This window comes from Acinetobacter sp. ANC 4654 (assembly GCF_002135425.1).
Classification (GTDB): Bacteria; Pseudomonadota; Gammaproteobacteria; order Pseudomonadales; family Moraxellaceae; genus Acinetobacter; species Acinetobacter kyonggiensis.
Window position 1 is genome coordinate 87,316 of record NZ_NEGL01000003.1, and the last position, 14,821, is coordinate 102,136.

At 40.6% G+C, this 14,821-nt stretch carries 16 protein-coding genes; 4 read left to right on the forward strand and 12 right to left on the reverse strand.

What is annotated here, in order from left to right:
* The first annotated feature begins 57 nt into the window (after positions 1-57).
* Both B9T24_RS06255 and B9T24_RS06260 read left to right on the forward strand, forming a co-directional pair.
* Complete coding sequence (locus B9T24_RS06255; RefSeq protein WP_086164997.1) at positions 58-1,317, forward strand: MFS transporter; 1,260 nt, start codon at positions 58-60, stop codon at positions 1,315-1,317.
* 103 nt (positions 1,318-1,420) lie between these two features.
* On the forward strand, positions 1,421-2,167 hold the full coding sequence (locus B9T24_RS06260; protein WP_086165227.1) for an energy transducer TonB family protein: 747 nt from the start codon (positions 1,421-1,423) through the stop codon (positions 2,165-2,167).
* A gap of 33 nt (positions 2,168-2,200) precedes the next feature.
* Here the strand turns inward: B9T24_RS06260 and B9T24_RS06265 are convergent, their stop codons facing one another.
* The 3 genes from B9T24_RS06265 to B9T24_RS06275 form a co-directional block, all read right to left on the reverse strand.
* Positions 2,201-2,623, reverse strand: a complete 423-nt coding sequence (locus tag B9T24_RS06265) for a YqaA family protein (RefSeq protein ID WP_086165228.1) — start codon at positions 2,621-2,623, stop codon at positions 2,201-2,203.
* Positions 2,624-2,641: 18 nt separating this feature from the next.
* Positions 2,642-2,926: a hypothetical protein gene (locus tag B9T24_RS06270; protein WP_086165229.1), complete on the reverse strand. Its 285-nt coding sequence runs from the start codon at positions 2,924-2,926 to the stop codon at positions 2,642-2,644.
* Between the two features lie 108 nt (positions 2,927-3,034).
* Complete coding sequence (locus tag B9T24_RS06275) at positions 3,035-3,658, reverse strand: glutathione S-transferase N-terminal domain-containing protein (protein ID WP_086164998.1); 624 nt, start codon at positions 3,656-3,658, stop codon at positions 3,035-3,037.
* A 309-nt stretch (positions 3,659-3,967) separates the two neighbouring features.
* On the opposite strand from B9T24_RS06275, the gene B9T24_RS06280 reads away from it, so the two are divergent.
* Entirely contained in the window at positions 3,968-4,426 is a 459-nt protein-coding gene (locus B9T24_RS06280; protein WP_086164999.1) for an Hsp20 family protein, read from the forward strand.
* A 113-nt stretch (positions 4,427-4,539) separates the two neighbouring features.
* On the opposite strand, the gene infC is transcribed toward B9T24_RS06280, so the two are convergent.
* Together infC and thrS are read right to left on the reverse strand one after the other, a co-directional pair.
* On the reverse strand, positions 4,540-5,091 hold the full coding sequence (gene infC / locus B9T24_RS06285; RefSeq protein ID WP_081399747.1) for a translation initiation factor IF-3: 552 nt from the start codon (positions 5,089-5,091) through the stop codon (positions 4,540-4,542).
* Positions 5,092-5,096: 5 nt separating this feature from the next.
* Positions 5,097-7,019, reverse strand: coding sequence for a threonine--tRNA ligase (gene thrS / locus B9T24_RS06290; protein ID WP_004649817.1), 1,923 nt, complete (start codon positions 7,017-7,019; stop codon positions 5,097-5,099).
* 651 nt (positions 7,020-7,670) lie between these two features.
* Here thrS and B9T24_RS06295 point away from each other — a divergent pair.
* Positions 7,671-9,314 carry an acyl-CoA synthetase gene (locus B9T24_RS06295; RefSeq protein ID WP_086165000.1) on the forward strand — a complete coding sequence of 548 codons (1,644 nt, stop codon included), beginning with the start codon at positions 7,671-7,673 and terminating at the stop codon, positions 9,312-9,314.
* 90 nt (positions 9,315-9,404) lie between these two features.
* Here B9T24_RS06295 and yjgA read toward each other — a convergent pair whose 3' ends face one another.
* The 7 genes from yjgA to pcnB are packed head-to-tail and all read right to left on the reverse strand — an operon-like array spanning position 9,405 to position 14,739.
* Positions 9,405-9,941 carry a ribosome biogenesis factor YjgA gene (yjgA, locus tag B9T24_RS06300; protein WP_086165001.1) on the reverse strand — a complete coding sequence of 179 codons (537 nt, stop codon included), beginning with the start codon at positions 9,939-9,941 and terminating at the stop codon, positions 9,405-9,407.
* A 2-nt stretch (positions 9,942-9,943) separates the two neighbouring features.
* Positions 9,944-10,213 (reverse strand): HPr family phosphocarrier protein, encoded by a 270-nt coding sequence (locus B9T24_RS06305; RefSeq protein WP_034696949.1) that lies wholly within the window; start codon positions 10,211-10,213, stop codon positions 9,944-9,946.
* Positions 10,210-11,061 (reverse strand): RNase adapter RapZ, encoded by an 852-nt coding sequence (rapZ, locus tag B9T24_RS06310; protein WP_004649821.1) that lies wholly within the window; start codon positions 11,059-11,061, stop codon positions 10,210-10,212. Before rapZ ends, B9T24_RS06305 begins: the two co-directional genes overlap by 4 nt.
* Before the next feature lie 38 nt (positions 11,062-11,099).
* Positions 11,100-11,945, reverse strand: coding sequence for a pantoate--beta-alanine ligase (gene panC / locus B9T24_RS06315; RefSeq protein ID WP_086165002.1), 846 nt, complete (start codon positions 11,943-11,945; stop codon positions 11,100-11,102).
* A gap of 2 nt (positions 11,946-11,947) precedes the next feature.
* Positions 11,948-12,757, reverse strand: a complete 810-nt coding sequence (gene panB, locus B9T24_RS06320) for a 3-methyl-2-oxobutanoate hydroxymethyltransferase (RefSeq protein WP_086165003.1) — start codon at positions 12,755-12,757, stop codon at positions 11,948-11,950.
* A gap of 39 nt (positions 12,758-12,796) precedes the next feature.
* Positions 12,797-13,285 carry a 2-amino-4-hydroxy-6-hydroxymethyldihydropteridine diphosphokinase gene (gene folK, locus B9T24_RS06325; protein ID WP_086165004.1) on the reverse strand — a complete coding sequence of 163 codons (489 nt, stop codon included), beginning with the start codon at positions 13,283-13,285 and terminating at the stop codon, positions 12,797-12,799.
* Positions 13,282-14,739, reverse strand: coding sequence for a polynucleotide adenylyltransferase PcnB (gene pcnB, locus B9T24_RS06330; protein ID WP_086165005.1), 1,458 nt, complete (start codon positions 14,737-14,739; stop codon positions 13,282-13,284). Before pcnB ends, folK begins: the two co-directional genes overlap by 4 nt.
* Between the last annotated feature and the right edge of the window lie 82 nt (positions 14,740-14,821).

Genomic DNA, 14,821 nt, shown 5'->3' on the forward strand with positions numbered 1-14,821 from the left:
ATTAAAAGCCCACTATTCGGTCTTATAATTATCACAACATAAGAATACTGGACCCATATGAACCCTGCACTGGATGCTTTTGCAGCCCTACGTTATCGCGATTTTTCTATCGTCACGATTAACCAGTTCTGTCTGACGATTGCTATTTTAATTCAAGAAATTATTGTCGCCTATTCACTTTATCAAATTACCAAAGATCCTTTGACCTTAGGCTTGATTGGTTTAGCCGAAGCGATTCCATTTATCGCTTTGTCTTTATGGGGTGGTTATTTTGCCGACCGCTTTAACAAACAGAGCATCATGAAAATCTGTTTATTGTTTGCAATCCCCTTACCTATGGTTTTATGGTGGTTGTTTCATCGCTATGGATTAGGTCAAATCACAGTCAACACACTGTCTTTGGGAATTTATGCGGTCATTTTTGGCTTAGGCACCATTCGTGGTTTTTATAATCCATCTGCAACCTCGCTTAAGCCATTCCTAATCCCACGCGAGCTGTATGCCAATGGTGCAACGTGGACCACCATTGGTTGGCAAAGTGGCGTGATTATTGGCCCGATGTTGGGTGGCTTCATGCTGGCATTTTTAGGTCGTGAAAGCAGTTTACTTACTGTGGCTGTATTACTCGCCATTTGCTTTATATTAATTAATCTACTGCAAAAACGCAGCTTTCCTAAAATCGAAACAAATAATTTAATTGAAAGTTTGGGTGATGGTTTCCGTTTTATTTGGAGAACCAAAATTGTTCTGTGGGCAATTTCTCTGGATTTGGTTTCGGTACTGTTTGGTGGTGTGATTGCACTGCTGCCTATTTTTGCTGAAGATATTTTAAAAGTTGGCCCTGAAGGTTTAGGTTATTTACGTGCAGCACCTTCTATTGGTGCACTCATGACCATGATTGCCTTAACCAAGTTACCCCCTACACAAAATGCTTGGCGCAATATGCTGCTTGCAGTCACAGGTTTTGGCTTATTCACGCTGTTGTTTGCCTTTTCAAATAACATCTGGCTATCCCTGTTCGCTTTAGCCATGACGGGGGCTTGTGACAGTATTTCAGTGGTCGTGCGACAAACCATTCTACAAATTTATCCGCCTGAAAATATGCGTGGACGCGTAGCCGCAGTAAATGGCATGTTTGTTTCAAGCAGCAATGAACTGGGTGCTTTTGAATCTGGCTTAGCAGCAAAATACATGGGAACTATCATGGCAACAGTATTGGGCGGCTGTATGACCATGGCTGTCGTCACCATAAGCTGGATCAAAACCAAAGATTTATTTGGTGTAGATATTAGTAAAGGCAATGATCAAAGACATTAATTTATTTTTTAGACTTGCGAGTATTTTCAATTCAGGAAATACTGCGCACTTACAATGCTCCGCTACCGCTGCCATCTCTGATTTGATTAAAGAAATAATATTTATGAAACAAATCCTGTGTTTTTCTCTACTCATCAGCTTACCGTTAAGCGCTGCTTATAGTGCTGAACCTAAAGCCACACAACAACTTTCCGTTCAGAAAAGCGCAGCCCTTCCCGCGCACTTGACTACACGCATTCAGTGGAACAAATTTCCACGCCCGCAATATAAAAATGAAGATTTAAAAGATCAAAATAGAAGTGCCATTATTCGGATCTATGCCGATGAAACGGGCAATATTGCCGAAGCTCGGGTACAAGAAAGTACCGGTTTAACCCATTTAGATAATCTTTTAGTGCAAGCGGTTCGTGAAGCACATGTCAAACCACATGTTGAAAAGGATACCGTAACGCCAGTGATTGGCTACCAAACCTTTAGCTTAAAATTAAGCCCAGATGAAGACAGAGAAGTTTGCCAATATCAATTTGATTCTAAAAATTGGCAGGCTCAACAGCAAAATAAAAAAACAGCCTTTTCATATCGTAGCCAACCGACTTTAGAGCTCGATTCTGAGCAGTTAAATGAACATAACCGTGCGGTCAAATTCAGCTTTAAAGTGAATAAACACGGTGATGTGAAAAAAGTTAAAGTGAAAAAAGGTTCGGGTATTTATGCGGTAGACCAAGCTGTTGTTCAGGCAGTTTCACAGAGCCAAATTTCTGTGAAGCGCACGGCCAGCACATTATGGCTATATAAAAAATCAACTCTGAAAGATGAAATCAAATTTGATCTCAATCAATGTCCAGAATAAAAAGCATCAAAGAGATGCACAAGCATCTCTTTTTTAAAACATGGAAAAAGCCCAATAGATAAAAACATAACGCCCTACTTTTGCAAGGCTCACCATCAATAAAAACCGTACAAAGTTTTCTTTAAGTAAACCTGCAATGAGGGTAATCGGATCGCCAATCATCGGCACCCAACTGAGCAGCAATGACCAGTAACCATACTTTTGATATAGGGTCTGTGCTTTCAACATTTTAGCTTCAGAAACGGGGAACCACTTTTGATCTTTATAGTGTTCAATTTTAAAACCGAGCCACCAATTCACACAAGAACCCAAAATATTTCCTAAGCTGGCAACAGACAGTAGTGCAATGACCGAATGACTACCTTCAGCGAATAATGCCAATAAAACGGCTTCGGACTGCAATGGCAATAAGGTTGCTGCACCAAAAGCCGAAATAAACAATAAAACATAAGACAACATGCGGCAAATACGAGGTTAAAGCCCAAGCTTTTTCTTGGTTGTCTTGTATTCATAGACAGACCAAACAATAAATAACACCATCACCAGTCCACGCGCTAAATTATAACGTCGTGCAATCACACCAAAAACTTCACCCGATGCCGATGGTGCACTCGCTTTTAGCATTTCCGCCAAGGATTGCATATGAATTATTTCAGCAATATAAAGCAATAAACAACATGCAATACCAAAGATAATCGCCCAATAAATTTTCGCATTGCTTTCAATAATACGCGTTAAATTTAAGAAAAAATCTTTCATCATCATGTCATCCAATAAAAAACCACCGCAATGGGTGGTTTATTTCTGCGAAATTTAAGCGGTGTAATCACGAGATCTTAGCACAAAAACATGCACTATTTTTTGCAATCAAGTCACCACTTTAAGCGCTAATGCACGTTGCACGGCTGGGCGTGCGGTTAAGCGTTCAATATATTCTTTTACATAAGGATAATCGTCTAACTGAATTTGCTGCCATTCATAACGCAATATCCACGGCAGAATGGCCATATCAGCAATGGAATATTCACCTGCCACATACTTTTGACCAATTAACTGTTTATTCAACACGCCATAAAGCCGTTTGGTTTCATTCACATAACGCTCTATCGCATACGGAATTTTTTCAGGTGCAAATTTATTAAAATGATGATTTTGCCCCAGCATCGGACCTAAACCACCCATTTGCCACATCAGCCACTGCTCTACTTCAACGCGTTGCTGTTCATCCGTTGGATAATATAAGCCTGTTTTACGCCCCAAATATTGTAAAATTGCACCTGACTCAAACACTGAAATCGCTTCGCCACGAGGGCCGTCTTGATCCACAATGGCTGGAATTTTATTGTTGGGAGAAATACGTAAAAAGTCGGGTTGAAACTGATCATTTTCCAAAATATTAATGGGGAAAATTTGATAATCCAACGCCATTTCTTCTAATGCTATTGTAATTTTATGACCATTGGGTGTACCCCAATAATATAGATCAATCATGTTCTCTACCTTCCACCTTTCTCATTTTTTACATCACATTATTGAGATTTACCCCTAGTTATAGCATGTTTTATGGCAACAAACAGTACAACTTCATGTAGCAAATACCCTGATTGAACACAAAATTTTGCAAGCAATTATCAAATGAAGATTTTTTACTTTTTTTTAAATTTTATTGTTGAAATCTACAAAAGCAATCCTATATTTAAAATACAGCAATGAACCTTTAAGGAGATTGCTGAAGATACTGCGAATGCAACAATCAAAAACTTGTTTATAAAACTTTGCTAATTTCAGGAGGTTCTATCCATGAGCAACTTCAGTCTTAGTCCATTATTCCGTCGTAGCATTGGTTTTGACCGACTCAATGACTTATTCGATTATGCAATGCAAAGCGATACACCAAATTATCCGCTCTATAATATTGAAAAAACTGGTGAGCATAACTACCGCATAGTCGTTGCAACCGCTGGATTTAATCCAGAGCAATTAGAAATTAAGCTGGAAAATCAAGTCCTCACCATCACGGGAAAATCGGTTGAAGAAAAGTCGGATACAAGCGTTGAATTTCTACATAAAGGCATTGCCAATCGTTCATTTAAACTGTCTTTACGCTTAGATGAACATATTGAAGTACAACGCGCTGATTATGAACATGGTTTATTGAAAATAGACTTGCAGCGTATTATTCCTGAAGAAAAATTACCGCGGCATATTCCAATTGGCCAAACAGCAACACAACGGCTTGCTTCACCCGAAGCGAAATAAGCTAAAAAAAGACCAGTCATCGACTGGTCTTTTTTAACTTGCAAGATCAATCCTATTCAAACACAGACGTAAAAAAGCACTGCATATGCAGTGCTTTTTTGATCAATGAGTGCTTACTTTTTACGTTTCGGTCCAAGTAGCATACCCATTTGACGACCTTCCATTTTTGGTGCTTGTTCGACTGTACCGTATTCAATTACATCTGCTTCAACTTTTTGTAATTGAGCAAGACCTAATTGTTGGTGAGCCATTTCACGACCACGGAAGCGCAAGGTGATTTTTACCTTGTTGCCTTCTTCAAGGAACTTGATAATTGCACGTAATTTTACGTTGTAATCACCAACATCAGTCGCAGGGCGGAGCTTGATTTCTTTCACCTGGACTTGATGCTGTTTTTTCTTCGCTTCTTTTTGCTTTTGCTTAAGGTCAAACAAATGCTTATTGAAGTCCATAATTTTACAAACTGGTGGCTCTGCATTTGCAACAATCTCAACCAAGTCAAGATCAACGCTTTCAGCAGCACGTAAGGCATCAGCCAAGCTTACGATGCCTTTTTGTTCGCCATTTTCGTCTACAAGACGGACTTCTTTTGCACGAATTTCATCATTCAAAGCAGGACGGTTTGATTTATTACCGCCCTGTTGATTACGGTCAGGCTGTTTAATCGCTGTTACTCCACAATGTACCGGCCGCGTTCGGCTACGGCTGCTTTCACTAAGTCAACGAAGGCATCGATTGACATAGTACCTAAATTTGTTCCTGAGCGGGTACGTACGTTGACTGTACCTTCCTCTACTTCTCGGTCTCCAAGAACCAATAAGTAAGGAATACGCTCTAAAGTGCGTTCACGAATCTTAAAGCCGATTTTTTCATTTCTCAAGTCTGAAATCGCACGGATACCGCTTTCTTTAAGTTTTGCGACGACTGACTCACATGCCTCAGCTTGTGAATCTGTAATATTCATTACACACGCTTGTACTGGCGCTAACCAAGGTGGCATGAAGCCAGCGTAGTGTTCAATTAGTATACCAATAAATCGTTCGAAACTGCCAAGAATTGCACGATGCAACATAACAGGTTGATCACGATCATTGTCTTCAGTCACATAAGAGGCGTCTAAACGCTCTGGTAAATTGAAGTCACACTGAATAGTACCACATTGCCATACACGACCTAAGCAGTCTTTCAATGAGAATTCAATTTTTGGACCGTAGAATGCACCTTCACCCGGTTGTAAATCCCAAGCCAGACCTGCTGCATCTAAAGCATCTGCCAAAGATTTTTCAGCCATGTCCCAAAGTTTGTCATCGCCAACACGTTTTTCTGGACGTGTTGATAATTTCATTTGCACTTCTTCAAAGCCAAAATCTTTATACACATCTAAAGTGAGCTTAATAAAATCAGCAACTTCTTTACCAATCTGTTCAGTGGTACAGAAAATATGTGCATCATCTTGCGTAAAGCCACGCACACGCATAATGCCGTGTAATGAACCCGATGGTTCGTTACGGTGGCATGAACCAAATTCAGCCAAACGAATAGGCAAATCACGGTAAGATTTTAAACCTTGGTTAAATACTTGCACGTGACATGGGCAGTTCATTGGTTTTACCGCATAGTTGCGGTTTTCCGAATGCGTGGTAAACATGTTGTCTGCATAGTTTGCAGCATGTCCTGATTTCTCCCAAAGGGTGAAATCAACCACTTGCGGTGTACGAATTTCTTGATAACCATTGTCTTGTTGAACTTTACGCATGTATTGTTCAAGTACTTGGTAAATGGTCCAACCATTCGGATGCCAGAACACCATACCCGGTGCTTCTTCTTGCATATGGAATAAGTCTAAAGCTTTACCAATTTTACGGTGATCGCGCTTTTCCGCTTCTTCAATACGTTTGATATACGCTGCAAGTTGTTTCTTGTCTGACCAAGCTGTACCGTAAATACGCTGTAATTGTTCATTCTTCGCATCGCCGCGCCAGTAAGCACCAGAGATCTTAGTCAACTTGAATGATTTTAAGAATTTAGTGTTTGGTACGTGCGGCCCACGGCACATATCCAAATAATCTTGATGGTAGTACAAGCCCATTTGCGTTTCTTCAGGCATGTCCGCGATCAAGCGTAATTTATATTCTTCGCCACGTGCTGTGAATTCTGCAATCACTTCATCACGCGGTGTCATTTTTTTCACAACATCATAATCTTGATCGATGAGCTTTTTCATGCGCTCTTCAATCGCGGCCATGTCATCTAAAGTGAATGGACGTGGCATCCAGATGTCATAGTAGAAACCTTCTTCAATGACTGGACCAATGACCATTTTTGCTTCTGGGAACAATTGTTTAACAGCATGACCAACCAAGTGCGCGCAAGAGTGACGAATAATCTCTACACCTTCTTCGTCTTTCGGTGTAATGATTTGTATGGTTGCATCTTCAGTAATCAAGTCTGATGCATCGACTAGACGATCGTTTACACGACCTGCTACTGTATTTTTCGCAAGACCAGGACCAATGCTTAACGCAACGTCCATCACAGATACGGCTTGATCAAATTGTTTTTGATCGCCATTTGGCAAAGTGATAATTGGCATATATAAAAAATCCTTAAGGAGTGATGCCCCGTACCATGGGGCATATCACCGCGAGATTATGATCGAGGAGAACCTCAAAAGATAAAAACGGTGGATAAATAAAAATCGATTAGAATTTTACACGTCTTAACCCTTCGATTAAACCTTTTCGCGGGAAAAAACTCGATCTGCGATAGATTTGTCATTTTTTGCCTAGTTTACCCTGCCTAAAACAACCGCAATCACGCTTAAAACTGATTTCTTATTTGGGGCTTACAACAGCACCAAACAAATGACCTGCCCCACGGAACGAATTTATATAGCTGATTACACTATTTTTATCATTCAAATACATGTCTAGATTAGAAAATTTAAGGCGAAAATTTTTTAAGGTCTCGATCAATGGCTCCATATTTTATTCACCCATTGTATTTTCATTATTATTCCTCGGCTAATCTTACTTTTAATTTCCCAATTAGAGTAAAATAACTAAAAAAGCAAAGATGGGAACCCATGCGTTCAAAAAGACCATGCATAATAAAATAATTTTATTAATATTCAATACCTTATAAGTTTAAAAAAAACACTCGACTAAAGCCTAAATGCAAGACACTGTAGAAGTGCATATCTTTTCAGCAGGGTTTTAAAATAAATAGAGAATGGAGTTTTAAAATGGTTAGCGCATACGATGAATTACCGCGTACTCCCGCAAACTTTGTAGCGTTGTCACCGCTACGCTATCTTGATCGTGCGGCATATATCTATCCAAATCAACATGCGATTATTTATGGTCAGCGTCGTATTACTTGGCGTGAAACATACAATCGTTGTCGCCAGTTTGCTAGCCAACTCCAAAAACTCGGCATCGGTAAAAATGATACCGTTTCTGCACTGCTTCCCAATATTCCTGCCATGATTGAAGCGCACTTTGCTGTTCCTATGGCGGGTGCTGTACTCAATACCTTAAATACCCGTCTAGATGCCAAAACTTTAGCTTTCATGCTGGAACATGCGGAAACGAAAGTGTTATTGGTCGACCCTGAATTTGCAGCAGTTGCTAAAGAAGCACTGGCACTGGTTCCGCAAGACATCTATGTGATAGATGTCGATGATGCTGAATATGAGTATGGATTTTCGACCCCGATTGGTCAAATTGAATATGAAGACTGGCTGCTTGACGGCGATGAAAATTTTGAATGGCATTTACCTCAAGATGAATGGGATGCAATCAGTTTAAGTTACACCTCTGGAACCACAGGCAATCCTAAAGGTGTGGTTTACCATCACCGCGGTGCTTATATCAATGCAGCCAGTAATATCATTGCTTGTGGCATGACCCCTCGTGCAACCTATTTATGGACACTTCCTCTATTCCACTGTAATGGCTGGTGCTTTGCGTGGACTATGGCCGCCAACGGTGGCACTAACGTCTGTTTACGTAAAGTCGATGCAGAGCTGATTTTCAAATTAATTGCTGAACATAAAGTTGATTATTTCTGCGGTGCACCTATTGTTTTATCGATGCTAATTAATACCCCAGAAGATAAAAAAACGGCCTTTGACCACCGTGTAGAGGTCATGGTTGCAGGAGCCGCACCACCTGCGACAACCATTGAAGGCATGCGTAATATTGGTATTAATGTGACTCACGTGTATGGCTTAACGGAAACCTATGGCCCTTCTGCACTTTGTGCCTCACAGGCAGGCTGGAGTGAGTTGTCCATTCAAGAACAAGCGCAACTCCATTCACGTCAAGGCGTACCTTATCCGCTGCAAGACAGCATGAAAGTACTTGATCCTGAAACCATGCAAGAAGTACCTCATGATGGACAAAGCATGGGCGAGATTATGTTCCGTGGCAATATTGTGATGAAAGGCTATTTAAAGAACCCCGAAGCAACAGCTGAAGCCTTTGCTGGTGGATGGTTCCATACTGGTGATCTGGCTGTTTGCCAACCCGATGGTTATGCCAAAATTACCGATCGCTCCAAAGACGTGATTATTTCCGGAGGTGAAAATATTTCGTCACTTGAAGTCGAAGAAATATTATATAAACATCCTGCCGTACTCACTGTAGCCGTGGTTGCCAAACCTGATCCACGTTGGCAAGAAGTTCCATGTGCCTTTGTGGAACTTAAAAACGGTAAAACAGCAACTCCTGAAGAACTGGTTGAATTTTGCAAGCAGCATTTAGCACGTTTTAAAGTACCCAAAGATATTATCATTACCGAAATTCCCAAGACATCGACAGGAAAACTACAAAAATTCATCTTACGTGATTGGGCAAAAGAACGTGCTGTCAGTGAATTTAATTAATCCTCTGCAACATTCATCATATAAAAACGGTTTTTACCAATAAAAAAAGCGGCTCACAAGAGCCGCTTTTTTGCTTTAAAGATAAACAAATTAATTGTCTGAAATTAAAGCCACTTGTTGAATGTAATTAAACAGTTTCAGCTTTGAAGCAGCCAATTCATCTTCAGGCAATTGTTTTGCAATATCACGATGAATACGCAAAATATGCTGACGAATTGGATGATGCTCTGCTGCATTATGCGCTTTGATGAATTCCTTAATCACAGGATCACCCTGAGCAATCATACGATCTACCCAACGGTTCAATTGTGCTGTTTTTTTCGCACCTTGCTGTGGCGTTAAATAAGATAAAATTACGGTTTCATCTTCATTACGCAACAATTTACCAATACGTAAAAATTGGCGACGACGTGCTTCATGTGAAGTAATACTACGTACATCCAACAAAGCATCAATTAAACGCTCTTCTACTGGAAGTTTCTGAATTTGTTTCAGGCTCAATTCAGACAATTGTTCACCTAAAGCAGCCATACGTTGCACTGCTTTTTTTTGTTCGGTTTTGCTTGCACGCCCTTCTAAAGTGTCAAAGTCATCTTCAGTAAAACGCTGTTGCGGTCGACGTGCCACGATTAATCTGCCTCGTAAAATTTTGCTGCAAATAATGCTTGAATTTCAGATAAAGCTTGTTCTTCATCTGCACCATCAAGCACTAAACGTAAAGTTGTGCCCTTGCCTGCACCAAGCATGAGCAAGGACATAATATTTTTTGCATCAACCAATTTATCACCTTTACCAATTTGAATCGATGAACGAAATTTGGTGGTGACTTCGATTAGCTTTCCAGACGCACGCGCATGTAAACCTAGTTTATTAATTACGTCAACAGTTGTGTCAATCATGACCAGTGCTTCATTTCCCTGTGTAAGACCTGAATAGACCATTTTTCCTCAAGGGCTTTTTTAAGTCTATCCACGATATATACTGAACGGTGCTGCCCTCCCGTACACCCAATAGACACTGTCATATAGTGACGGTGACCTTCGGCAAAGGCAGGCAACCACTTATCTAAAAAATGGTAAATATCTTGGAACATCTCATTGGTTTGTTCACTTTGTAACAAAAATTGTTGTACAGGCAAGTCTAAACCTGAATATTTTCGCAATTCCAAATCCCAATGTGGATTAGGCAAATGACGTACGTCAAACACATAATCGGCATCAAGTGGAATACCGTGTTTATAACCAAAAGATTGTAAAATTAAAATTAAGTTATCCGATTGCCCAAGTTTGGACAATAAAGTGTGCTTTAAATCATGCACACTTTTATCGGTGGTATCAATATGTACTGTTGAGCGTAATTGTATCGGAAGTAATAATGTTTTTTCTTCCTGAATACATTCAGTCAAACTTTTAAAACGACTGGCTAAAGGATGTGGACGACGTGATGCACTAAAACGAGAAATCAATTCTTGGTCTTGCGTGGTCAAATAAATAATATCAACCGAACCATGTTTCTGTAATTGTTCAAAAACATGGTCAAATTCTTGCAAATCTGCGCGAGTACTGCGGACATCCACCCCTAAAGCCAATTGCTCTAGATTATTTTCACGATCCAGCTTCGCCACGATTTCAGGCAGCAAGGCCAAAGGTAAATTATCAATACAGTAGTAACCTAGATCCTCAAGCACCTGTAAGGCAGATGATTTTCCTGATCCAGATTGTCCTGTAACGATTAAAATACGCTTCATGGCAAGGCTATCCTTTAGCTTATGCTGTTTGCTTAAAACTATACCGTTTGTTTAACTTGTAAGTTATCAATCAGTCGAGTAGTGCCTAATTTAGCCGCAATAAATAGAATAACATTCTGATTAAATTCTTCAATTTTTTGCAATTCAGGTGTACGTGCTTGCACATAATCCACAATAAAACCAACTTGTGTCAACGTATGCTTAATATTTTCTAACACTTCTACAAGACTAACACCATTGTGCAGCTCTTGTTCAGCCGCTTTTAAACTTTGGAAAATGGTCGGTGCTATTTTACGCTGTTCTTCAGTTAAATAGCCATTACGCGAACTAAGTGCCAAACCATCTTCTGCACGCGTAATTGGTACACCGATCACTTCTAAAGGAATATTCAAATCACGTACAAACTGACGAATCACCGCCAGTTGCTGATAATCTTTTTGTCCAAAGAAAGCAAAATTCGGCTGTACAATGTTAAACAATTTTGTGACAACCACTGCCACGCCATCAAAGTGACCTGGACGTTGTAAACCACATAAATCATTGGTGATATCAGACACGCTAATATTGGTGAAGCGTGGTTTGTTGCCATACATTTGTTCAACGGTAGGCGCAAAAACAATGTCACACCCCACATCGGCTAACAAACGACTATCCTGCTCCAAAGTACGCGGATAATTTTCAAAATCTTCATTTGGACCAAATTGAATGGGATTGACAAAAATACTGACCACCACGACATCACATAATTTGCGTGCTTCACGCACTAAGTTTAAATGACCTTCGTGTAAATTCCCCATGGTCGGAACAAAACCAATAATTTTTCGCGCTGATCGAGCTGGACTGAGTGACGCTGATAATCCTTGAATCGTGGTTTCTGTTTTCATGTTTACAGCTCGACTTGAAAAGTGTGTTCTTTAGCAGGGAAAGAGCCCTCTAGTACCGCAGCATGGTAGGCTTTAAAAGCATCCAAAATTGCAGTTTCTCCCGCTTGTTCTTTCATAAAATTACGGACAAATTTAGCCACGCGACCAAAGGTCAAGCCCAGCATATCTTGAACAACCAGTACTTGACCGTCAGTATCTACACCCGCCCCAATACCAATCACAGGCACATCAGGAAACAATTCACTAATTTCTTTGCCTAATTGTGCAGGCACACATTCTAATAATAATAAAGATGCACCTGCTTCAACCACTGCTTTACAATCAGCAATTAAGCGATCCGCAGCTTCACGGGTACGTGCTTGTAGTTTATAACCACCAAAGACATGCACCGATTGTGGGGTTAAACCTAAGTGTACACAGACAGGAATACCATTTCGGGTCAAAACAGTGACCGTTTCATTTAACCATGCACCGCCTTCCATTTTGACCATTTGCGCACCCGCTTGCATCACAGTTTTTGAACTGCTTAAAGCATCATTTAAAGTGGCGTAACTCATAAACGGCAAATCGGTCATAATAAAGGCATGCTGATTACCACGGCGTACTGCTGCTGTATGGTAAGCCATATCTTCTACAGTAACGGGCAACGTTGAATCACGCCCCTGAATCGCCATCCCCAAAGAATCGCCAATTAAAATACTGTCGACTTGTGCAAGTTCCATTGCTTTCGCCATACTGGCATCGTAACAAGTCAAACACGAAAATTTGCGGCCATTGGTTTTAAATTGTCTTAAGTCACTGAGACTAATCATCAAGATGTTCCTCTAACATGTTCCAAGAACATGTCTAAATTAAATATTTGACCAAGAGTCATCATCCAAAACAGCAACTGTCGGATGTTGTACCACGGGTAAATCTTTTAATCGTTGTGCTTTGATTTCTATATTTGCATCTAAATCTAACAAAGGTATCACCACAAAATCACGCTCAAACAGCCCAACATGTGGCACCGTTAAACGGGCATTGTGTATGTGTTGCTGACCATAGACCAATAAGTCTAAATCTAAAGTCCGTTCACCCCAATGGCGCAAACGTACTCGACCAGACTCTTGCTCAAAACATTGCAATTGGTCTAATAAAGCCAAAGGGGCTAAATCCGTTTGCAACTGTACCACCGCATTTAAATAATTCGGTTGGTCTTGTGGTCCCATGGGCGGACTTTGATATAACTTCGATGTCTTCACTGTTCCAAGCGTCGCCAGCTTTTGCACAGCTTCGATCAAAATTTGCCGTGAGTCACCCAAGTTACTGCCTAAACCAATATAAGTTACAGTGGTCATTGAGTCGGTCCAAAAACCACTTGGTTTAAATCGCGTTTGACCCGTTTACGTTTTAAAATCGGATGATCTGCTCGAATTTCCGAACCCCCTGAAGTCACCATTTGAACAGGTCTTTCAGGTTTGCTTCTGTCCCTACTACGCTCACGACGACTGCGTGGTGCAGTCTCTTTAACCAAAGGCTCAATCTCAACAGATACGGATTTAGCTTCAACCACATCCCCAGTAGGAGCTTTACGACGGCTTTTTGCACGTTGGCGGTTGTATTGACTAATGGCACGTTCTTTTTCATCGGTGCTCATTAACTGATACGAATCCCACCACGTTCCCATGCCTTGTGTACTTTGATCACCTGACTTCTCTCGAAGTAACAGGAAGTCAAATCCTGCACGGAAGCGTGCATGCGTAGATAAAGCTTGAATTTGCTGGGGTTTAGGGCTAAGCAAACGGGTTTGCATTTCCCAAACTTCACGAATAAAGGTTTCTGCAAAACGTGGAATAATGGTTCGCGTTGCTTGACGTTTTAAAACATCTAAACCCGCTTGTGCTCGCGCTTCAGCAGCAACCATGCCTTTATTTGCATAAAACTCACAACGCTCTAAAAAAGGTTTCCATAACAAAACCGCATAGAAAAATGCAGGATTGATGGTTTTACCGATTTGAATACGTTGATCAGTATTGATGGCAGCACGTTCAATAAAGGTTGAGATCTCTGGATCGATGTCTGCAAAGAGCTGACGCCAAATATCAAAATCGATCAGCATCGGCAGCACACGATTCAAATGCCCCATAGTGAATAATTTCTGCGATTCATCATATAAACGATGCGGAGAAATATCACGCAACAACTGGGTCATTTCAGGGGTAAAAACCTCTAAAATGTCAGGTGCAATACTAAAATTCAATTTTGCTGCAAAGCGTAAAGTACGCAGCATACGGACGGGATCTTCCTCAAAACGTAAAGTTGGATCGCCCAGTAAGCGTAAAGTTTTATTTTTTATGTCATCAATGGCATGACAAAAATCGAGTACGATACCTTTACGTGGTTGATAATACATCGCATTAATTGAAAAATCACGGCGAGCAAAATCTTGCTCAATCGTGCCCCAATTATTATCTCGTAAAATCATGCCCGAAGCAGAAGTGACCGCTTTTTTCGGTGGCGCACGGAAAGTCGCAACTTCGACCAGTTCTCGACCGGAATAAACATGAGCAAGCTCAAAACGTCGTCCAATAATACGACAACGTCGTCCGAAAACTTCTTTCACTTGAGCAGGTGTAGCATTGGTGACGGCATCAAAATCTTTAGGATTTAGACCCAACATTAAGTCACGAACACCACCCCCAACGATATACGCTTCAAAGCCTGCCTTGGTTAAGGCATCGATAACATCTAAGATGTAAGAAGGTAATTGAGCGGTTGATAAACCACATTTTGACGCGTGCAAAGTTTGCAAAAGACGCTGTCTCCTACGTCTGAACGTAAAATATCTAAGATGACGCTAATCATATATCTAACACAATCAAAGGGCAATTTGA